The following is a 19,316-nucleotide window of genomic DNA, read 5'->3' as shown; positions in this document are numbered from 1 at the left end:
GACGCGGGCCGCAGCAGACCGGACCCCCGGTCGGCGGCGCTCGACACCCCCACCCCCCCACGAGGAGCAGCACACCATGCACCGCCCCAAGCGCTTGACGATCACCGCGGCCGTCGCCGCCGCCGCAGCCCTCGTGCTGACCGGCTGCTCGGGTGGCGGCGCGTCGGACGACGCGTCCACCGGCACGAGCAAGGGCGGCACGCTCGACATCCTCACCGCGCAGACCGCGCTGCACTGGGACCCGGCGACGAGCCAGAGCCTCGGCATCACCTCGATGGGCCTGGTCGCCCGCCGCCTGACCACGTGGGACGTCCAGCCCGGGAAGACCGCGAAGGTCGTCCCCGACCTGGCGACCACCACGGGTGAGTCGAGCAACGGCGGCAGGACCTGGACCTACACGCTCAAGGACGGCCTGAAGTTCGAGGACGGCACGCCGATCACCACGAAGGACATCAAGTGGGGGATCGAGCGGTCCTTCGCGCCGAACCTCACCGGCGGCCTGAGCTACCACAAGTCCCTGCTGGTCGGCGGCTCCGACTACCAGGGCCCGTTCGAGGGGAAGACGCTCGACAGCATCGAGACCCCCGACGACAAGACCATCGTCTTCACGCTCGACGCCCCGTACGGCGACTGGCCGTGGCTCGCGTCGATGCCGGCGTTCGCGCCCGTGCCCGAGGGCGAGGGCAAGGACACCGGCGCGTACGACGCGAAGCCCGTGTCGAGCGGCCCGTACCAGATCGAGTCGAACACGCAGGGCTCGCAGGTGACGCTCGTCCGGAACAAGGAGTGGAGCGCGAAGACCGACGCGATCCGCACGGCCGGTCCGTCGAAGATCGTCTTCAAGGAGAGCCAGGACGCGTCGACCACGACGCAGAGCCTGATCGCCGACAACGGTGACGCGAAGAACGCGTTCGGTGCGCAGTTCCTCGGTGCCGCCGAGCTCAACCAGGTGCGCGCCAACCCCGCTGCGCAGGACCGCCTCGCGACGAGCAAGGCCGGCCCGATCACCTACATGGCGATCAACACGCAGCGCGGGGCGCTCAAGGACCTGAAGGTCCGCCAGGCGCTGCAGTACGCCGTCGACCGCAAGTCGTTCCGCATCGCTGCCGGCGGCGCGCTCGCCGGCGAGTACGCGTCGACGCTCGTGACGCCGGGCATCGCCGGACGCCAGGACTACGACCTGTACGAGACCGGCGCGACGGGCGACGTCGACAAGGCGAAGGCGCTGCTGCAGGACGCCGGTGCCGAGGACCTGAAGCTCACGCTGGTGACGCAGAACGACCCGACCTACCTGTCCCAGGCGCAGGCCCTGCAGGCGGGGCTGAAGCGCGCCGGCATCACGGTCACGCTCAAGCCGCTCGACTACGACTCGTTCACCCAGGCGACGACGAACGGCACCGACTTCGACCTCTCGCTGTCGAGCTGGCAGCCGGACTTCCCGAGCGCGAACGCCAACATCCAGCCGCTCTACGACTCGTCGGAGATCGGTGGGGGCGGGTACAACGTCTCGAAGTACAGCAACCCCGAGGTCGACGCCCTCATCGCGAAGGCGACCGGCACGGTCGACCAGTCCGAGGCGCAGGAGCTGTGGGCGCAGGCGGACCGGCGGATCATGGAGGACGCCCCCGTCGTCCCGCTGATCTACGCGAAGCAGTCCTTCCTGGCCGGGTCGAACGTCGAGAACTTCCGCATCGCGGACTTCCCGGCCTACCCGAACTACCTCAAGGTCTCGCTCTCGCAGTGAGTGCACCGCTGCTCGAGGTCGAGGGGCTCCGCGTCGCGTTCGGCGACGCGGAGCCCGTCGTCCGTGACGTCTCCTTCACCCTGACGCCCGGCCGGGTGCTCGCGCTCGTCGGCGAGTCCGGTTCGGGCAAGTCCGTCAGCGCGATGAGCGTGCTCGGACTCCTGCCACCCTCCGCCCGTGTGTCGGGCAGCGCCCGGTTCCGCGGGACCGAGCTCATCGGCGCCTCCGTGGACGAGCTGCGCGCCGTCCGTGGTGCGGGCATCGGGGTCGTGTTCCAGGAACCGATGAACTCGTTCACCCCCGTGCTGGCGATCGGCACGCAGATCGCCGAGGCCGTGCGGGCGCACCCGACCGACCTGGACCGAGCGGGCGTCTCCGCCCGCGTCGACGAGCTGCTCCGGGCTGCCGGGCTGCCGGACCCGGCCCGGATCCGGAAGGCCTACCCGCACGAGCTGTCCGGCGGGCAGCTCCAGCGGGCGATGATCGCGATGGCGCTCGCGGGAGACCCCGTCGCGTTGTTCGCCGACGAGCCGACGACCGCACTCGACGTGACGGTCCAGGCCGGGATCCTCGACCTGCTGCGTCGGCTCGGTCGCGAACGCGACCTCGCCGTCCTGCTCATCACCCACGACATGGGTGTGGTCGCGGACGTCGCCGACGAGGTGCTGGTGATGCGCCGCGGTGACCCCGTCGAGCACGGAGCGGTCGCCGACGTCTTCGCGCACCCGGAGGCCGACTACACGCGCGAGCTCCTCGCCGCGGTCCCCGCCCTGGAGGCACACCCCGCGTCCGCACCGTCGGCCGCGGCCGGATCGGGGGCCGGGTCTCGTGCCTCCCGGCCATCACCCGCGGTCGCGCGCCTGCGCGACGTCGCCGTGCGCTACGCACGCCGCGGCGACCCCACGGTGCGCGGGATCGACCTCGAACTCACGGCCGGCCGGACGCTCGGCCTGGTGGGGGAGTCGGGGTCCGGCAAGTCGACCATCGGCCGCGCGCTCGCCGGACTCGTCCCCGTCGTGGACGGCTCGGTCGAGGTCGACGGCAACGACCTGCGCACCGCACGCGGGAAGCGCCTGCGCGAGCTCCGCAGCCGCGTGGGCATCGTCTTCCAGGACCCGGCGTCGTCGCTGAACCCGCGACAGACCATCGGCTGGAGCATCGCCGAACCGCTGCTCGTGCACGGCGAGGGCACACCGGCCTCGCGCGCCGACCGCGCCCGCGAGCTCCTGTCCGCGGTGCAGCTCGACCCGTCGTGGACCGAACGGTTCCCGCACCAGCTGTCGGGCGGCCAGCGGCAGCGCGTCGCCGTCGCCCGGGCACTGGCGCTCCGACCGGCCCTGGTGATCGCCGACGAGCCGACCAGCGCCCTCGACGTCACCGTGCAGGCCGCCGTGCTCGACCTGCTCGCAGACCTGCAGGACGAGTTCGGCTTCGGCATGCTGCTCATCAGCCACGACCTGGCCGTCGTGCGCCAGCTCGCCGACGACGTCGTCGTGCTGCACGACGGCCGCATCGTCGAGCGCGGCGCGACCTCCGCCGTGCTCGACCACCCGCAGCAGGACTACACGCGCATGCTGCTCGCGGCGGCCCCGGTCGCCGATCCCGCGCGACAGGCCGCCCGCCGCGAGGCCTGGCGGGCCTGGGAAGGAGTGGTCTCGTGACCGCGAACGTCGTCGACCGGCCCGTCTCCGCCTCGGCCGGTCGGACCACCGGGTTCCGCGCCGTGGTGCGCCGGGTCCGTCAGGACCGCTGGGCCGTGGCCGCCGCGATCGTCATCGCGGTGTTCGTCGTCGTGGCGATCGCCGCACCGCTCATCGCCGCCGCCACCGGGCGGAACCCGTACAGCTACGACGTCGACGCACTGAACGACTTCGGGGCTCCCCGCGGTGCTGCCGGCGGCGTGAGCGGCGAGCACTGGTTCGGCGTCGAGCCGCTGACCGGGCGGGACCTGTTCGCCATCGTGACCTACGGCGCACGGACCTCGCTCGGCATCGGGCTCGCCGCGACCGCGATGTCGATCGTGATCGGGGTGCTCGTCGGTGTCACCACCGGGTTCCTCGGCGGCTGGTACGACCGGGTGCTCTCGCGCGTGGTCGACGTGATCTTCGGGTTCCCGTCCCTGGTCTTCATGATCGCGCTCACCGCGGTCGTGCCGACCTCGTTCCCGAAGCCGCTGCTCGTCGTGCTCGTGATCGGGTTCTTCGGGTGGCCCTCCGTCGCCCGCGTCGTGCGCGGGCAGACGCTCTCGCTCGTGAGCCGGAACTACGTCGTCGCCTCGACCGCGATGGGTGCGGGGCGCTGGCACGTCACCCGCAAGCAGCTCCTGCCGAACCTCGCCGCGACGATCACCGTCTACGCGACCATCTCGATCCCGTCGATGATCGGCGCCGAGGCCGCGCTGTCCTTCCTGGCCGTCGGGGTCAACCCGCCGACGCCGTCGTGGGGCCGCAGCATCGGCGACGCGATCGGCTGGGTGCAGACCGATCCGATGTACCTCGTCTTCCCCGGAGCCGCACTGTTCCTCATCACCCTGGCCTTCAACGTGCTCGGTGACGCCCTGCGCGACGCCCTCGACCCGCGCGGGGGCGACCGATGAGCACCGTCCGCTTCCTGGCCGTCCGGATCCTCGGCGCCGTCGTCGTGCTGTTCGTCGTCGCGGCGATCACCTACGCGCTGTTCATGCTGCTGCCCACGAACCCGGCCCGGGCGATCTGCGACAAGCCGTGCACGCCCGAGCGGCTCGCTGACGTGCAGGCGTTCCTCGGCACCGACAAGCCGTGGTTCGCGCAGTTCGGGGCGTACCTCGCCGGCATCTTCGCCGGCCGCACCTTCGGTTCCGGAGCCTCCACGATCACGTGCGCGGCACCGTGCTTCGGGTACTCGTTCCAGCTGCACGACAGCGTCACGAACCTCATCGCGTCGCGCCTGCCCGTGACCGCGTCGATCGCCGTCGGGGCGGCCGTGCTGTGGCTCGTCGCCGGTGTGGCGGGCGGCACGGTGTCCGCGCTCAAGCGGGGGACGCTGGCCGACCGCGCCGTCATGACGGTCGCCGTCGCCGGGGTGTCCTCGCCCGCGTACCTGATCGGGCTGCTCGCGATCCTGCTGTTCGGGTTCACCCTCGGCTGGCTGCCCACGAGCGGGTACGTGCCGTTCGTCGAGGACCCGGTCGGGTGGGTGACGCACCTGGTGCTGCCGTGGTGCGTGCTCGCCTTCATCAGCGCGGCCATCTACGCGCGGCTGACCCGCGGCGAGATGCTCGAGTCGATGTCGCAGGACTTCGTCCGGACCGCGCGTGCGAAGGGCCTGCGGGAGCGGCAGGTCGTCGTGCGGCACGGACTCCGGACCGCGATCCTGCCCGTGGTGACGCTGTTCGGGCTCGACCTCGGGTCGCTGCTCGGCGGCGCGGTCATCACCGAGAAGGTGTTCTCGATGCAGGGCCTCGGAGCGCTGCTCATCGACGCGGTGCACACCCTCGACCTGCAGGTGGTCGTCGGCTTCACGGTGTTCTCGGCGCTGCTCATCGTCACCGCGAACGTGATCGTGGACGTCGTCTACGCGTTCGTCGACCCACGGGTGCGTCGCCGGGCGTAGGTGCCGGTCCCCGCTCGGCCGGCAGCCCGGGCCCGCGACGCGCAACGTCGGCTCGCCATGTGTCGGCGCGCTTGGTGGTGCGGCGTGCTGCTGCACAACCGGAAGCACCTCGCGCCATGGGGTTCCGTGGCGCGAGGTGCTTCCGGTTGGTCGTGGTGCAGCGGGCGGCGCGCCCGGCGCACGCCTAGAAGTACGTGATCCCGTGCGGCGTGCGGGCCGGCGTGAGCATCGCCCGGAGCAGCGCGGGCGCCGTCGGGTCCGCCGCACGCACGAGTCCGGCCGCGGCGAGGGTGACCGGGGACACCGAGCCGATGAGCACCGCGCCGAGGTCAGCCACGTCGAGCCGCAGGTCGGCCTCGCCGTCGGCGCCGTCGGACAGGCGCGTCACCGTGCCCTGCCCGTCGGTGACGTCGAGCCGGTAGGTGCCCGACGCGAACCCCATCGCGTCGGAGACGGCGAGCGTCACCGAACCGTCGACCGCGTACGGCCGGCTGCTGAGCACCGCCGGCACGTCGAGCACCCGGAGCCAGACGTGGTCCTCCTCGTGCTCGACGTCGTAGGCGCGGTTGTCGCCGAGGGCCGCGACGATCGGGTCGTCGAGCCGCGAGCGGCTGTACTGCACCACGTCGTTCAGGTCGATCGAGAGCAGGAACTCCCAGAGCGACAGGTACGCGGCATCGTTCGCGTAGACCAGGTCGACGATCTCGAGGACGGTGTCGCCCTTGCCCTCCTTCACGCGCCAGGTCACGTAGCCGTCGACCTCGTCGGAGTCGTCGGGGCGGTGCACCGCGGCGCGGACGTCCTTCGCGGGCTGGCCCTCGCCGTCGCGGAGCCCGAACACGATCGGCCACGTGCCGGCGTTCCGGACCATCGAGCCCGGGGTGCGTGCGTCGAACCGGTCGAACACGGCGCGCCCGGTGCCCTCGGCGAGCCACTCCGGCGTGACGACCGCGACGGTGCCGGTGGTCGGCGCGAGCAGCGGCAGTGCCCGCTCGCGGCGGACGGTCACCGCCCGCTCACGGATCGCGCAGCCGAAGCCGAAGCGGCGGTAGATGGTGCCCTCGGACGCGGTGAGGGACGCGACGGCGTAGCCCTCGGCGACGCCGCGCTCGAGCGCGTGCGTCATCATGCGGCGGAGGATCCCGCGCCGACGCTCGGTCGGCCGGACCGTCACGGCCGAGATCGCCTGCGTGTCGATCGCGGCGCCCTCGGCCCACGTCAGGCGCTTGCGGAACCAGGTGAAGGTCCCGGCCGGCCACGTCTCGTCGACCGAGCCCGGGAACGGGTCGCGCAGGTACACGCCGAGGAACGTCTCCTGGTCCTCCAGGAAGTGCGACGCCATCCGCGCGGCACCCTCGGCGTCGGGGTGGGCTTCGTGGAACCCGAACCCGACGGCGCGCATCCACGCCTCGGTCTCCGGCGTCGGCGCCCCCTCGGCGTCGGTCGTCGGCGCGAACTCGCGCAGGTCGTAGCGGTCGTCGAATGCGTCGTTGCTGGCCACGAGCCGACCCTACCGGTGCGCTCCACGCGGGCGCCTCCCTCGCGCGGTGGAGCAGCAACCGTCGGGTGGGCGGTGGCGCCCCGACCGTTCCTGCCCACCGACGCAACCGGGCGACCGGGTGGCGGACGGGAGGCACGTGGCGCCGCCGCCACGTGCCTCCCGTCCGCCCCTGGGCACCTGGTACCGCGGGGCCGGTCAGGGCGTGCCGCGCCGCGCCTCCTGGTCCACCACCTCGTCGAGGTCCGCCAGCTTCCGCATCTGCTGCAGCGGCCGCGCCATCCGGTTGTTCTCCCGCAGCGCGGGCTCGGTGCGCGACAGGAACGCCCAGTAGCCGGCGGTGAAGGGACACGCGTCCTCGCCGAGCCGCTTCGTCGGGTCGTAGCGGCAGCCGCCGCAGTGGTCCGACATCCGGTCGATGTAGCGGCCACCGGAGGCGTACGGCTTCGTCGCGACCATCCCGCCGTCCGCGTGCTGCGACATCCCGATGATGTTCGCGGGCATCACCCAGTCGGTGCCGTCGACGAACACGTCGGTGAACCACTCCGTCAGGTGGACCGGGTCGTAGCCCCGCTGCAGGGCCCAGTTGCCGAGCACCATGAGCCGTTGGATGTGGTGCAGCCAGCCGTGGTCGTGCAGACCCTCCATCGCGGTGGACAGGCAGACCGCGTCGATCTCGGACGCGTCGAGCTCCTGCCACCAGCGGGGGAGCCGCTCGTGTGCGCCGAGGGCGTTCTCCTCGGCGCCGTAGTCGTCGCCGAACCACCAGTAGAGGTGCCAGACGTAGTCGCGCCAGCCCGCGACCTGGCGGACGAAGCCCTCGACGCTCGCGAGCGGGGCGTCGTGGTCGCGGTGCGCGGTGAGGGCTGCCTCGACGACCTCGAACGGGTCGAGCACGCCGAGGTTCATCGGCACGCTGAGCAGCGAGTGCGCCATGGTCCAGTCGTTCGTCAGCGTGGCGTCCTCGAACGGCCCGAAGTCCCCGAGCCGGACCTGCACGAAGTCGTCGAGGGCCTGCCGGGCCTCGTCGGCGGTCACGGCGAAGCGGCGGGTGTCGTCCCTGCCGACGAAGCGGACGAGGCCGTCGTGTTCCCAGCGGTCGAGGTCGTGGCGGACCTCGTCGTCGATCTCGTCCTCGGTCGGCCACCACGGATCGGGCAGCCCGAGCGTGGTCGCTCCCCTGGGCGGTGGTTCCCGGTTCTGGTCGTCCAGGCTGAACCTCCCGCCGATCGGCTCGTCCGAGTGCATGAGCCAGCCCTCGCGGCGGCGGACCCGCTCGTAGTGGGTCTCCATCCGGAAGCGGCCGGTGCGCTCGGCGGCCCACTCGGCGAACTCGGCCTCGTCGGTGATGAAGCCGCGGCTCGGCAGGATCTCGGTGCCACGGCCCCAGTGCCGGACCTGCGCGCGCAGGGTGCGGGAGGGCGGGTCGACCACGTCGAGGTCGTCCCGGCCGACCAGGGCGTCCTTGAGACCCTCGACCTGCACGTGCTCGGCCCGGTCGCCGAGCTCCCGCACCCGGTGGCGGAGGGCGCTCAACCAGAGGTGTGCCTTCGCCCGGTGCATCGGTCGGGCGGTGAAGAACTCGCGCGCCTCGACCACCAGCGCGGGGCCGCCGTCGTCGAACAGCGGTCCGTACTGCCCCGGGAGGACGAGCCGGGTGCGGTCGGTGCTGCCGGCGTCGGTGCTGCCGTGGTCGGGTGCCATGCCCGGACGCTACCGGCGGCGTGTGACGCCCGGCTGACGGCGCGTGTGCCCCGACGTCGGCGTCGGCGGCCGGGGCTGGCCCGGCGGCCGCGTTCCGGTCGCACGACGTGCCGCTCGTGTTCGGCGGGCGCGGCACGTCGTGCGACCGGAACGGCCGCCGACGGCCCGTCGTGCGACCGGAACGTCCGCCGACGGCACGCCGTGCGACCGAGGGCCGCCGACGACCGGTGTCGTCGACGGCCCCGTCGCGGCCGGCCGGCCCGGTCAGTTGTACGACGCGAGCCGGTTCGGCGCCGTGTTGCCCGCCGGCGTCGGTACCGCCCCACCGACCCCGTTGATGACGCTCGAGATCGTGCCCGTGTCACCGAGCGACACCGTCACGAGCCCGTGCGCCCGGATCCCCGCGCCCGTCGGCGTCTCGAACGCCCGGTCTGCGTGCACGGAGGGGTTCGTGTTGAAGAAGCAGTAGACACCACCGCCCCAGATCTCGTGGTTCGACACCCCCGACGCGACCTTGTACGCCGCGTACCCGGCTCCGGTCGGGCTCTGCCACGAGGCGTTGTCCGGCACGTCGTACGGCATCTCGTTCTGGAAGAAGATCGTCCGACCCCGGTTGCCGTTCCACAGCACCTCGTACCGCTGGTAGTGCTCGACGAACAACCCGGTCGCCAGGACGTCGTCCCCGTTCACCTCGACACCCGTGGCGCCGGTGTTGACGTTCCACCCAGTGGCCGCTCCGCCGTGGTCGGCCCGCCACGCCCAGATGTGGTCGACCAGCGTGTCGTCCGCGTTGACCTGCAGCGTCGTCGACGCCTTGCCCTGGATGCTCGACCCGACGCGGAAGAACACGTCCTGGATGCTCTGCGGGTTCGACGCGTGGTCGACGTGCGAGCCGCCGGTGCCGAGTCGGACGAGCTGCGCGCTGTTCGTCGTCCCCGCGTCGACCACGAGGTTCGAGACGTTCACACCCGAGACGTCCGAGCTGGTGAGGACCGCGTTGCCCTTCGTCGGCACGAGCGTCGGGAAGCCGATGCCCGTGACGACGGTGTCCGGACGCGTGACGTTCAGCGCGGCGTCCAGCTGGTACGTGCCCGGGGTGAAGAACAGGTTCAGCCCCTGCGCCAGCGCGCTGTTGATCGTCGTCGCGCTGTCACCGGGGTGTGCGACGTAGAAGTTCCGCATCGGGATGTCGGTCCCCGGCGTGTTCGGCCACGTCACCCCGGTGGAGTTCGTCCGCAGCGACGGCACGAACACGTGGTAGTTGTTCGACGAGTCGATGTACAGGTACGGCTTCTCACGCGTCACCGGCGTGGTCGACAGCGTGGTCCAGCTCTTCGAGAAGTCGTTCGCGGGAGCGCCCTGCACCCCCGAGAACACCATGTTCCAGTTCCCGCCCTGCCAGCTGCCGAGCGAGGAGTTCCGGGTGTACCACTGCTGCTGGGACCCGCTGGTGACGGTGCCGTCGACCTTCGAGTCGGCGATGTACCCACCGGACGAGTAGCCCTGACCGCCGTCCTGGTTCGACGGTCCCATCGTCAGGTTCCCCTTGACGTGGACCCGCCGCATCGGTGCGGCCTGCGACACCGCCCAGCGGTCGGTGCCGCCCTCGGGGACGACCGACAGGTTCTCCGCCGACCGCCAGAAGTTCTGCGTCGCGTTCTTCTCGTCACCGGCGTTCCACCCGGAGTCGACGTTGATCGCACCGGTGATCGTGACGTCGTCCGGGTTCTTGCCGAGGCCGGCCACGGACGTGTAGAAGCCGAGGTTCGCCCAGAGCCGACCGTAGCTGCCCGGCTTGAAGAGGAAGGCGTACCGCTGCGAGCCGAACTGCGCCCCGCTGCTGCGGAGCTGCGAGTCGAACGCCGCGTCCACGTCGGCCTGGATGGTCGAGGTCGTTGTCGACGGGCTGTAGACCTTGACGTTGCTGCCGAGGTCCGGGGTGTCGCTGGTCGGCACGGCTGCCTGTGCCTGCACGGCCGGCGCCAGGGCGCCGACCAGTCCGACCGCCGTGATCGTCGCGAGGAGCGTGCTCATCCGTCGTTGCATGATGCTCGATTCATCGTCGGACGGCCCCGTTGCCGCCCGCAACAGACGGTAGACCCGCCCGGACGCCGCGGCAGTCGGTGCTGCGGCGGACAAGTGCGTACCCCGTTCGGGGGTCGGACTGGAGGCCCGGATCGCCCCCGCCCCGCCACCCCCGTCCCGGCGCTCGGTACGCTCCGAGCATGTGGCCGACCGAGCAGGACTGGCGTGCGTCCGTCCCGCGTCTGCTCGCCCGCGCGGTCGAGCGCTGGGACCTGCGCCCCGGCGAGCCGTACGCGGGCGGCAGCGTCTCGCACGTCGTCCGAGTGCGGCTGCCCGACGGCGGCGATGCCGTCCTCAAGCTGTCCCTGCCGCACCGCGAGGCCGAGCACGAGGCAGCAGCGCTCGGGTGGTGGGACGGCGCCGGGGCGGTCCGCCTGCTCGCCGTGGACCCGGACGACCCCTTCGTGCTGCTGCTCGAGCGCTGCGAGCCCGGCACCCGCCTCGTGCAGCGTGACGACGTGCCGGCCGAGGAGCGCCTGCGCACCGCGGGTGGTCTGCTCACGCGGCTCTGGGCGACCGGGATCCCGGACGACCACCCGTTCGAGTCCGTCGCCGACGTCGCCGCGGAGTGGGCGGCGCTCGCCGAAGCCCGGATGCTCGAGCTCGCGCCACCCTTCGACCCCGGACTCGTGCGCCGCGGCACCGACCTGCTCCGCACCCTGCCCCGCGACGCCCCACGGTCGGTGGTCGTGCACGGGGACGCGAACCCCGGCAACGTGCTCGCGGCGGTCCGGGAGCCGTGGCTCGTCATCGACCCGAAGCCGATGGTCGGCGATCCGGCCTACGACCTGAGCCCGGTGCTCGTGCAGGTCGGCGACCCCTTCCGCACGGGCGACCCCCTGCGCGCCGTCCGGCACCGGGTCGCCGTGCTGTCGGACACGACCGGCCAGTCCCCGGACCGCATCGCCGCCTGGTGCACCGCGCGGCTGGTCGAGTCCGCCCTCTGGTCGGTGAGCAGGGGAGCGCTCGGCGACGGTGTCGACGCGATGGCCCGTGCTGCGGTGGTCGACGGGCTCGGCGCCTGACCACCGCGGGGTTCACCTCCGCGGGAGCCCGGCGACGTAGGCCGTGAGCACCGCGTTCGGATCGACGGCGGCGACCGCGCCGACCCGGTAGAGCAGCAGGGCGTCGACGATCCCGACGAGGTCCCGTGCGGAGCCGTCCGGGTCCACGACGCCGATGCCGTCGAGCAGGGTCCGTGCCGCTCGGACGAGGTCGTCACGCGCCGGGTCGGCGCCGGTCAGGGGAGCACGCAGTCCGGGGTCGTCGCGCAGTTCGACGAGGAGCGCGAGCCGGGCGGCCTGTGCATCGCCGCGAGCAGCGAGTGCGTCGAGGAACCCGGTGGCGACCGCGACGACCGAGGCGTCGTCCGGGTCCTCCGGCAGCTGGAGTCCGGCGACGTCGGACGCCAGCTGCTCGGTGATCCGCGCCGCCACCAGCGCGAGCAGTGCGTGCCGGGTCGACGCGTAGTACGTCGTCGACCCGGGCGGGACCCCTGCCTCGGTGTCGACGCCGCGGTGGGTGAGCGACCGCGCGCCGCCGCGCGCCACGAGGCGGACCGCCGCGTCGGCGAGGTCGTCGCGTCGTCCCAATGGCTTCCCCTCTCGGCCAGGACATCGTACTGTTCTCTACATCTGTAGAGGATCGATCGGGAGGGTGTCGTGCGCGCAGTCGTCGTCGGCGGGGGAACATCGGGTCGAGCGATCGGAGCGGCGATCGCCGCGCGGGGCTGGGCGGTGCAGGTGTCGTCGCGGCGGACGGGGTTCGACGTCCTGCGCGACGACGTCGCGGCTGTGCTCCGGGGTGCCGACGTGGTGGTCGAGGCCACCGGTCGCTTCACGACGAGCCGCCGACGAGCCACCGACTTCTTCGTCCGGTCGACCACCGCGGTCGGTTCGGCTGCCGCAGCGGTCGGGGCGCGGCACGTCCTGCTCTCGGTCCTCGGGTGCGAGCGTCCGGAGGTGCAGGGGTACGGCTACTTCGCCGGCAAGGCAGCGCAGGAACGGGCCGCCGCGACGACCGGTGCCGAACTGTCGGTGGTGCGCTCGACGCAGTGGCACGAGTTCGCGGAGCAGAACGCCGAGCGTTTCGGTGTCGGTCGCGTCGCGCTGGTCCCGGCGATGACGATCGCTCCCGTGGCGCTGACCGCGGTGGCCGCCGTCGTGGCGGAGGTCGTCTCGGGTGAGCGCAGGGAGCGACGCGTCGAGGTCGCCGGGCCGCGGCGGACGACACTGCTGGCGATGACGGAGTCGCTGCCCGCTCCCGGCATCCGTGCGCTGCCGCTCCGCATCCCCGGTCGGCTGGGGCGCGCGTTCCGCGACGGTGCGCTCCTGCCGGACGTGGGTACGGAGGTGGTCGGACCGTCCTTCGACGAGTGGCTCACCGCGCGGTCGCGCCACTGATGCCGGTCGGCCGGTCGGCCGGGGCGTCGCGCTCGCGGCAGGCCGACCGGCACGACGGCGTCCGCTCAGCGCGTGCCGGCGACGACGGCGTCGAGTGCGTCGTCCGCAGACCTCGGCTCGCGGCCGAGCAGCGTCCGGAGCGTCGGGTCCGTCCCCGCGAACCACCCTCCGGCCGCTGCCTCGTACATGCCGAGCAGGAACCGGACCATGCGTTCGTCCTGCCCCGCCGCGACGGCGCCGCCGACCCACTGTTCCGCGTCGACGAGCCGGAAGCCGACGTCGCGACCGACGCGCTCGGCCAGCCGGTCCGTGAGCTCCCCGAAGGTCGGTGCCGCGGTCGCGGTGACGGTCACCGGTCCCTCGGCCGGCGTCTCCTGCAGCAGCAGGGCGGCGGCCGCCTCGGCTGCGTCCTCACGGGCGGTCCAGGACACCGGTCCGTCTGCCGGCAGGGCGACCGTCCCCGTCTCCGGCCACGGCCCCAGCAGCCACTGCAGGCTGTGGGCGTAGAAGCCGTTCCGGAGCGAGGTCCACCGGAGGCCCGACTCGGCGAGCAGGTCCTCGGTGGCGGCGTGGTGCTGTGCCGGCACGAACGGGGACGCCGCTCCCGCGCCCTGGTGGCTCGTGTAGAAGACGTGTCCGACGCCGGCGCTCGCCGCGGCCTGCACGGCGTTCCGGTGCTGCCGGACGGTGTCCCCTCCCGGGTCGTTCGACGAGACGAGCAGCAGGCGGTCCGAGCCGGCGAAGGCCTCGACCAGGCCCGCCGGGTCGTCGTAGTCGCCGTGACGCACCGTCACGCCGCGCTCGGCGAACCGCGCGGTGCGTGCGGGGTCCCGTGTCACCACCGTGAGCCGGGATGCCGGGAGGTGGTCGAGGAGGTGGTCGGCGGTGGCGCCGTTGAGTGCGCCGGTCGCTCCGGTGATCGTGATCATGGTGGCCTCGTTCGTGTTAGCGGTGGAAACACGAGAACCGTAGCGCTGGTTTTCGGTGGAAGCAAGCACCTGTTAGCGTTGATCCGTGACCAGTACCGCACCGGCGATCGACTCCCGTCGCGACGTCCGCGAGCGCATCGTGGTCGGCGCTGCGGAGCTCCTCCACGACGGCGGTGTCGACGCGGTGACGACGCGAGCGGTCGCCGCACGGGCAGGAGTGCAGGCGCCCACGATCTACCGGCTCTTCGGGGACAAGGACGGACTGCTCGACGCGGTCGCCGAGCACGTCATGACGGTGTTCAGCGCCGAGAAGGCCGCGATGGTCGACGCCGCCGGAGCGGACGGGACGGACCCGGTCGAGGCGCTCCGCGCGGGATGGGACGCGACCATCGCCTTCGGGCTCGCCAACCCCGACCTGTTCGTCATCATGAGCGACCCGCGTCGCGGGCGAGGGTCACCCGCCGTGGCGGCCGGGCTGCGTGTGCTCGAGGAACGGTTGCGACGGGTCGCGGTGGCCGGACGTCTCCTCGTCGGGGCGTCGGAGGCGGTCCGGCTGGTGCACGCGGCCGGTACCGGTGCCGTGCTCGCGATCCTGGGGGAACCGGAGGGCCGACGCGACCCTGCCCTGGCCGAGACGGTCTGGGCCGCGGTCGAGGCGCAGGTCGTCGTCCCCGAGCGCGACGTCGTCGCCGGTCCCGACCGGGCGCTCCGCACCGCGGCGTCGACCCTGCGCGCCGGCGTCGAGGAACTCGACCGACTGACGGCAGCCGAGCGCGCTGTCCTGGCGGAGTGGCTCGACCGCGTGGCGGCGGGGCGTCGGGAGTCCGACTCCGGAGGAGCCTGACCCTCCGACCCGCGTCGGACGCAGCTCAGTCGGTCGCGCCGATCGGCGGGTCCACGAGCAGCGCGACCCGGTCCCGCAGGTAGTCCTCGAGCGGCACGGCGGTCCCGGAGGTGGGGGACCAGCGGACGACCGGTTCGCCGTCGACCACGGCGAGCACACCGTCGGCCCCGACGAGCGAGTCGTCGAGCGGGATCGGCACCGCGCCGTGGTTGACCGTGTCGCCCGCGGCGAAGTGCCCCTTCGCCGCGGCCGCCCGGTAGGCGCGGCGCACCTCGGCGGAGACCGAGACGAACTGCTGGCGTCCGGGGTCGGTCACGCGGGTGATCTGCCCGGTCGCCCAGACCCCGCCGGCGGTCTCGGAGGACGATCCGAGCAGCAGGGCTCCGACGCGCCAGACCCGGCCGAGCGAGCGGATCGTCGGCTCCCGACGGATCCCGAGGACCGCGCGGGGCTCGACGTACTCGCCGAGGGCCTCGTCGCGGACGCCGGCTGCCCGCAGGCGCGCGGCCGCGTGGTCGAGCAGGGTCTGCGCTCGCCGCACCGCGTCCTCCACGAGCCCGTCCGTCACGCTGCCCGAGCCTAGACCGGCACGTCACACGGGGTCGCGCGGCCGGAGGAATGCGCCCGCTGCCCGTACGGTTGCACGGTCTCGGAACGAGGAGGGCCCATGGGCATCGTGCGGTGGTTGTTCGACGCGCAGCTCGTCATCGGCGACCAGACCGTGCTCTGGCGCGAGGTGATCGGCAACGTGTTCGGGCTGCTCAGTGCGCTCGGCGGGATGCGTCGCAGGGTCTGGGCGTGGCCGGTGGGGATCCTCGGGAACGCCCTGCTCTTCACGGTGTTCATGGGTGCGCTCTTCGACACTCCGAACCCGGTGAACCTGCTCGGCCAGGCCGGCCGACAGGTCATGTTCATCGTCGTCAGCGTCTACGGGTGGTACCGGTGGACGCACCGCGCGGACGAGGCGACGACCGTCGTCGAGCCGCGGTGGGCCTCCTGGTCGACCCGGGGGCTGCTGGTGCTGGCGCTGGTGGGCGGCACCGCCGTCCTGACACCCGTGTTCCGGGCCCTCGGCTCGTACGAGCCGGTCTGGAGCGACGCCTGGATCTTCGTCGGGTCCGTGCTGGCGACGTACGGCATGGCGAAGGGCTGGGTCGAGTTCTGGCTGATCTGGGTCGCGGTCGACCTGGTCGGGGTGCCGCTGCTCTTCTCGGCCGGCTACTACGCGTCCGGGCTGATGTACGTCTTCTACGGCGCCTTCACCCTGACCGGGTTCTTCGTCTGGGTACAGCAGGGGCGCAAGCCGTCGGCGGCGCCGGTGACGGTGGGCTGACGCGCTCGACAGGTGTTGCCTGACCCCCGCACTGGGTGGAGACACGCCGGGGCCGGGTGCGGTGGACTGTCGGGATGGCAGACATGCACGGCGGGTCCGTCGAGGGCGACGCGTCGCTGGCCGAGCGGATCGTGCGCGGGGCGATCCGGGCCTACCGGCTGCACCCGTTCCACGAGGTCGACGCCGGTACGGTCGCCGAGACCTGCGGCGTGGACCGCACGGTCGTCGACCGGCTCTTCCCGACCTGGGACGGACTGCTCCTGGTGGTCTACGACCGCTGGCTGCAGCTCCGCGGATCCCGCCGGTCGTCGGTGCCGCGGTGCACGCTCGAGCACGTGCGGATGACCCTGGCCGAGGACGTCGCCGACCCCGGTCTCGTCCGGGTGCTCGCGGGCGTCGTGACCCTCGCCGCGTCCGAACGGGACTTCGCCGGCTTCTTCCGCAAGCGCTTCGAGGAGTACGTCGAGGAGCTCACCGTCGGGCTGCAGCGCGACGTCGACGCCGGTCTGGAGACCATCGGCATCCCCGCCCACCAGGCCGCGACGCAGTTGCTCGCGGTCTACGAGGGACTCCAGCTGCAGATGCTCGTCCGGCCGTACCTCGACGTCCTGGTCGAGTACGACCGTGCCGTGCACACGCTCCGGCACGGCTGGCGTGAGCCCGAAGCCGTGGCCTGGGACGTGGACGAGGCGCTCGTCCGCGGCTGACCCACGAGCGGTGCCGCCGTCGACACCCGTCGGCCCGTCGACGACCCGCGTCCGTCGGACCGCGTCAGCGTGCCCGGGCTCGGCCCCGGCGCCAGCCGGCGATCTGCCGCACCGTGACCTTCGACCCGTACTGCGCCACCGAGTGGCGGAACAGGTACTCGGCGAACCAGAGCAGCACCGCGGCCACGGCGAACACCTCGACGATGCAGACGACGGACTCGACGACGGACAGCGATCCGACGGCGTTCCGGACCATGGCGGTGATCGGCGTGAAGGTGGGGAAGTACGTGAAGAACGCCGCCACCGGCGACGACGGCGTCGTCATCACGAAGAACGCCGCGTAGAGCGGGATGATCAGGGCGAAGATCGCGGCGGACTGCAGCGTCGAGGCGTCCTTGATCGAGGGCACCGCAGCGCCGACGGCGACGAAGAGCCCGCAGGCGAGCAGCACCCCGCCGACGAGCAGCAGCGCACCGACGACCATCCGCCACGGGTCCACCGTCAGGCCGCCGAGCCGCGACGCGACGAGGGGCAGTGCGACCAGGGCGACCGCGAGCCCCGGCAGCACGACGACCCCGACCTGCACGAGCCCGACGAGCAACATGGCGAGGACCTTGCCCCGGATCAGGTCACCGGCCGTCACCGCGGTCAGGATCATCTCGGAGATGCGGTTCTCCTTCTCCTCGACGACCACCGTCACCATGCGGGTCGCGAGCAGGATCACGATGCCGAAGAACGCGAGGGCGTAGAGCAGCGGCGGGACGATCGACAGCCAGCCCGGTGCGACGCGGCCGTCGGCGTACGTGGTCAGGTCGGTCGACGGCGGGGCGCGGAGGAGCGCGACGGCCTCGTCGTCACCGACCGAGGCCGCGACGCTGCGTTCCAGCACCCGCTCGGCGAGCGAGGAGTAGCCACCGTTCTCGAACAGTCCGCGGTCGGCGGCATCCAGCCGGATCGCCTGCGCCGACGGCTTCTCCGGGTACTCGACGAAGAGCTCGAGCGTGCCCGCCCGGACGGCCGCGCGGTCGGCGGCCGGGTCGTCGGACGGCGACCCGCCCCACTCGGCCGCGACCCGCGCCGACACCAGGCCCGAGTGGTCGACGTACCGGAACGAGGTCTTCGCCGCCGAGGCGCTCGACGAGATCGAGTCGGAGCCGGCCGCCTGTCCGACGCCGACGAGCACCGAGACCAGGACGACGACGATCGGGAGCGCGAGGGTGCCGATCCAGAACGCGGGCTTCTTGACGGCGCGGACGAACTCGAAGCGCACGACCGTCCCGAGCCGACTCACGCCGCCGCCCCGCTCGCGGTGGTGTGCTGCGTCGACGCCCGGCCGGCCGGGGCCTGGTCGGCCCCGGCGTCGTGGCCGTAGACCTGGACGAAGATCTCGTCGAGCGGGATGCGGCGCATCTCGAACGCGGTCACGTGCACACCTGCGCCGACGAGCGCGGCGAGGATGTCCGACCCGTCCACCGCGGCTGCCTCGGTGGGCACCAGGTGGGCGACGTGACCCTCGTGCCGGGCGAGGCGGTACAGGGGAGAACGGGGGACCGTGCCGGTGAGCTGCACCCGGGCGACGGCGCCGCCGAAGGCGTCCTGCACGTCGGGGATGCTGCCGTACGCGGCTGCCCGGCCGTCCTTGAGCAGCAGGATGCGGTCGCAGAGGCGCTCGACCTCGTCCATGTGGTGCGTGACGAGGACCACGGTCGCGCCGTCCGCCTTCCGCTCGTCGACCAGGTCGAGGAGCAGCCGACGGTTGACCGGGTCGAGCCCCTTCGTCGGTTCGTCGAGGATGAGCAGGCGCGGTCGGTCCATGATCGTGATGCCGAGCTGCACCTTCTGCTGCTGCCCGCCGGACAGCTTGTCGACACGGAGCTTCGCGCGGTCGGCGAGCCCGACGCGCTCGAGGTACTCGGTGCTCCACGCCGCGGCCTCGGTGCGGCGGAGGCCCCGCAGCGTGCCGAAGTAGGTCATGACGTCGAGCACGGACTCCTTGCGGTACAGCCCGCGCTCCTCGGGCAGGTACCCGATGCCGCCGGTCGCGGGTCGGTACGGTGCGCCGTCGACGAGCAGGGTGCCGGAGGTCGGCGTCGTGATGCCGAGCAGCGCCCGGATCGTGGTGGTCTTGCCCGATCCGTTGCTGCCGAGCAGCCCGAAGGTCTCGCCGGGGGCCACGTCGAACGACAGCCCGTCGACGACGTCCCGGTCCCCGAAGCGCATGACGAGGTCCCGCACGCTGATGCTCGCGCCGCTCATGCTGCCGACCCTACCGGCGGCCGCCGCGAGTTCCGCCGCCCGTTCCTTCCCATCGCACGTGCGGTGGGAAGCGAGAACGGGCGTACCTGGTCGAACGGTTCGACCCGGTACGCCCGTTCCCACCTGGTACGCCCGGTCCTGCCCGACGGGCGACGACCGAGGTGACCACACGACGGACGGGAGGCGCGGTGCCTGCCTGCACCGCGCCTCCCGTCCGCCACCG

17 protein-coding genes are annotated in these 19,316 nt (G+C 72.6%); 9 read left to right on the top strand and 8 right to left on the bottom strand.

Annotated elements, in window-relative coordinates:
• Positions 1-76: 76 nt before the first annotated feature.
• The 4 genes from NI26_RS11945 to NI26_RS11930 are packed head-to-tail and all read left to right on the top strand — an operon-like array spanning position 77 to position 5,335.
• Positions 77-1,744 carry an ABC transporter substrate-binding protein gene (locus tag NI26_RS11945; protein ID WP_066655617.1) on the top strand — a complete coding sequence of 556 codons (1,668 nt, stop codon included), beginning with the start codon at positions 77-79 and terminating at the stop codon, positions 1,742-1,744.
• On the top strand, positions 1,741-3,405 hold the full coding sequence (locus NI26_RS11940; RefSeq protein WP_066655614.1) for a dipeptide ABC transporter ATP-binding protein: 1,665 nt from the start codon (positions 1,741-1,743) through the stop codon (positions 3,403-3,405). The genes NI26_RS11945 and NI26_RS11940 overlap by 4 nt, the downstream gene beginning before the upstream one ends.
• The gene (locus tag NI26_RS11935; RefSeq protein WP_066655613.1) at positions 3,402-4,340 is read left to right on the top strand and encodes an ABC transporter permease; all 939 of its coding nucleotides are present in this window, start codon (positions 3,402-3,404) and stop codon (positions 4,338-4,340) included. Before NI26_RS11940 ends, NI26_RS11935 begins: the two co-directional genes overlap by 4 nt.
• Positions 4,337-5,335 (top strand): ABC transporter permease, encoded by a 999-nt coding sequence (locus tag NI26_RS11930; protein ID WP_066655611.1) that lies wholly within the window; start codon positions 4,337-4,339, stop codon positions 5,333-5,335. Before NI26_RS11935 ends, NI26_RS11930 begins: the two co-directional genes overlap by 4 nt.
• A 184-nt stretch (positions 5,336-5,519) precedes the next feature.
• Here NI26_RS11930 and NI26_RS11925 read toward each other — a convergent pair whose 3' ends face one another.
• The 3 genes from NI26_RS11925 to NI26_RS11915 all read right to left on the bottom strand — a co-directional run bounded on the left by NI26_RS11925 (position 5,520) and on the right by NI26_RS11915 (position 10,571).
• Entirely contained in the window at positions 5,520-6,836 is a 1,317-nt protein-coding gene (locus NI26_RS11925; RefSeq protein WP_066655609.1) for a GNAT family N-acetyltransferase, read from the bottom strand.
• A gap of 195 nt (positions 6,837-7,031) precedes the next feature.
• Positions 7,032-8,537, bottom strand: coding sequence for a cryptochrome/photolyase family protein (locus NI26_RS11920; protein ID WP_066655606.1), 1,506 nt, complete (start codon positions 8,535-8,537; stop codon positions 7,032-7,034).
• A 264-nt stretch (positions 8,538-8,801) separates the two neighbouring features.
• Positions 8,802-10,571 carry a hypothetical protein gene (locus NI26_RS11915; protein ID WP_066655595.1) on the bottom strand — a complete coding sequence of 590 codons (1,770 nt, stop codon included), beginning with the start codon at positions 10,569-10,571 and terminating at the stop codon, positions 8,802-8,804.
• Positions 10,572-10,762: 191 nt separating this feature from the next.
• Here NI26_RS11915 and NI26_RS11910 point away from each other — a divergent pair, with 191 nt between their 5' ends.
• Entirely contained in the window at positions 10,763-11,647 is an 885-nt protein-coding gene (locus NI26_RS11910; RefSeq protein ID WP_066655587.1) for an aminoglycoside phosphotransferase family protein, read from the top strand.
• A gap of 12 nt (positions 11,648-11,659) precedes the next feature.
• Here NI26_RS11910 and NI26_RS11905 read toward each other — a convergent pair whose 3' ends face one another.
• A complete protein-coding gene (locus NI26_RS11905; protein WP_066655585.1) occupies positions 11,660-12,214 on the bottom strand; it encodes a TetR/AcrR family transcriptional regulator in 555 nt (184 codons plus the stop codon).
• A 69-nt stretch (positions 12,215-12,283) separates the two neighbouring features.
• Between NI26_RS11905 and NI26_RS11900 the strand changes: the two genes are divergently transcribed.
• The gene (locus NI26_RS11900) at positions 12,284-13,024 is read left to right on the top strand and encodes a hypothetical protein (protein ID WP_200884106.1); all 741 of its coding nucleotides are present in this window, start codon (positions 12,284-12,286) and stop codon (positions 13,022-13,024) included.
• A 65-nt stretch (positions 13,025-13,089) separates the two neighbouring features.
• Here NI26_RS11900 and NI26_RS11895 read toward each other — a convergent pair whose 3' ends face one another.
• Positions 13,090-13,953, bottom strand: coding sequence for an NmrA family NAD(P)-binding protein (locus NI26_RS11895; protein WP_066655578.1), 864 nt, complete (start codon positions 13,951-13,953; stop codon positions 13,090-13,092).
• 85 nt (positions 13,954-14,038) lie between these two features.
• On the opposite strand from NI26_RS11895, the gene NI26_RS11890 reads away from it, so the two are divergent.
• On the top strand, positions 14,039-14,797 hold the full coding sequence (locus NI26_RS11890; RefSeq protein ID WP_066655576.1) for a TetR/AcrR family transcriptional regulator: 759 nt from the start codon (positions 14,039-14,041) through the stop codon (positions 14,795-14,797).
• Positions 14,798-14,822: 25 nt separating this feature from the next.
• On the opposite strand, the gene NI26_RS11885 is transcribed toward NI26_RS11890, so the two are convergent.
• Positions 14,823-15,365, bottom strand: a complete 543-nt coding sequence (locus tag NI26_RS11885; protein ID WP_081985001.1) for a hypothetical protein — start codon at positions 15,363-15,365, stop codon at positions 14,823-14,825.
• 99 nt (positions 15,366-15,464) lie between these two features.
• On the opposite strand from NI26_RS11885, the gene pnuC reads away from it, so the two are divergent.
• Entirely contained in the window at positions 15,465-16,130 is a 666-nt protein-coding gene (gene pnuC / locus NI26_RS11880) for a nicotinamide riboside transporter PnuC (RefSeq protein ID WP_066655568.1), read from the top strand.
• A gap of 74 nt (positions 16,131-16,204) precedes the next feature.
• Positions 16,205-16,837, top strand: a complete 633-nt coding sequence (locus NI26_RS11875; protein WP_066655565.1) for a TetR/AcrR family transcriptional regulator — start codon at positions 16,205-16,207, stop codon at positions 16,835-16,837.
• Positions 16,838-16,901: 64 nt separating this feature from the next.
• Here the strand turns inward: NI26_RS11875 and NI26_RS11870 are convergent, their stop codons facing one another.
• The gene (locus tag NI26_RS11870; RefSeq protein ID WP_066655562.1) at positions 16,902-18,128 is read right to left on the bottom strand and encodes an ABC transporter permease; all 1,227 of its coding nucleotides are present in this window, start codon (positions 18,126-18,128) and stop codon (positions 16,902-16,904) included.
• Positions 18,125-19,093 (bottom strand): ABC transporter ATP-binding protein, encoded by a 969-nt coding sequence (locus tag NI26_RS11865; protein ID WP_066655558.1) that lies wholly within the window; start codon positions 19,091-19,093, stop codon positions 18,125-18,127. Before NI26_RS11865 ends, NI26_RS11870 begins: the two co-directional genes overlap by 4 nt.
• Positions 19,094-19,316: the final 223 nt, after the last annotated feature.

The organism is Curtobacterium sp. MR_MD2014, assembly GCF_000772085.1.
Taxonomy (GTDB): domain Bacteria; phylum Actinomycetota; class Actinomycetes; order Actinomycetales; family Microbacteriaceae; genus Curtobacterium.
Note: the sequence above shows the minus strand (reverse complement) of the source record. Positions and strands in the feature narration are given on the sequence as shown.

Bases quoted from the DNA above. Each gene is read 5' to 3' on its own strand.
- NI26_RS11895 (WP_066655578.1), bottom strand. From the start codon at position 13,953: ATGATCACGATCACCGGAGCGACCGGCGCACTCAACGGCGCCACCGCC.
- NI26_RS11865 (WP_066655558.1), bottom strand. From the start codon at position 19,093: ATGAGCGGCGCGAGCATCAGCGTGCGGGACCTCGTCATGCGCTTCGGG.
- pnuC (WP_066655568.1), top strand. From the start codon at position 15,465: ATGGGCATCGTGCGGTGGTTGTTCGACGCGCAGCTCGTCATCGGCGAC.
- NI26_RS11915 (WP_066655595.1), bottom strand. From the start codon at position 10,571: ATGAGCACGCTCCTCGCGACGATCACGGCGGTCGGACTGGTCGGCGCC.
- NI26_RS11930 (WP_066655611.1), top strand. From the start codon at position 4,337: ATGAGCACCGTCCGCTTCCTGGCCGTCCGGATCCTCGGCGCCGTCGTC.
- NI26_RS11875 (WP_066655565.1), top strand. From the start codon at position 16,205: ATGGCAGACATGCACGGCGGGTCCGTCGAGGGCGACGCGTCGCTGGCC.
- NI26_RS11945 (WP_066655617.1), top strand. From the start codon at position 77: ATGCACCGCCCCAAGCGCTTGACGATCACCGCGGCCGTCGCCGCCGCC.
- NI26_RS11920 (WP_066655606.1), bottom strand. From the start codon at position 8,537: ATGGCACCCGACCACGGCAGCACCGACGCCGGCAGCACCGACCGCACC.
- NI26_RS11910 (WP_066655587.1), top strand. From the start codon at position 10,763: ATGTGGCCGACCGAGCAGGACTGGCGTGCGTCCGTCCCGCGTCTGCTC.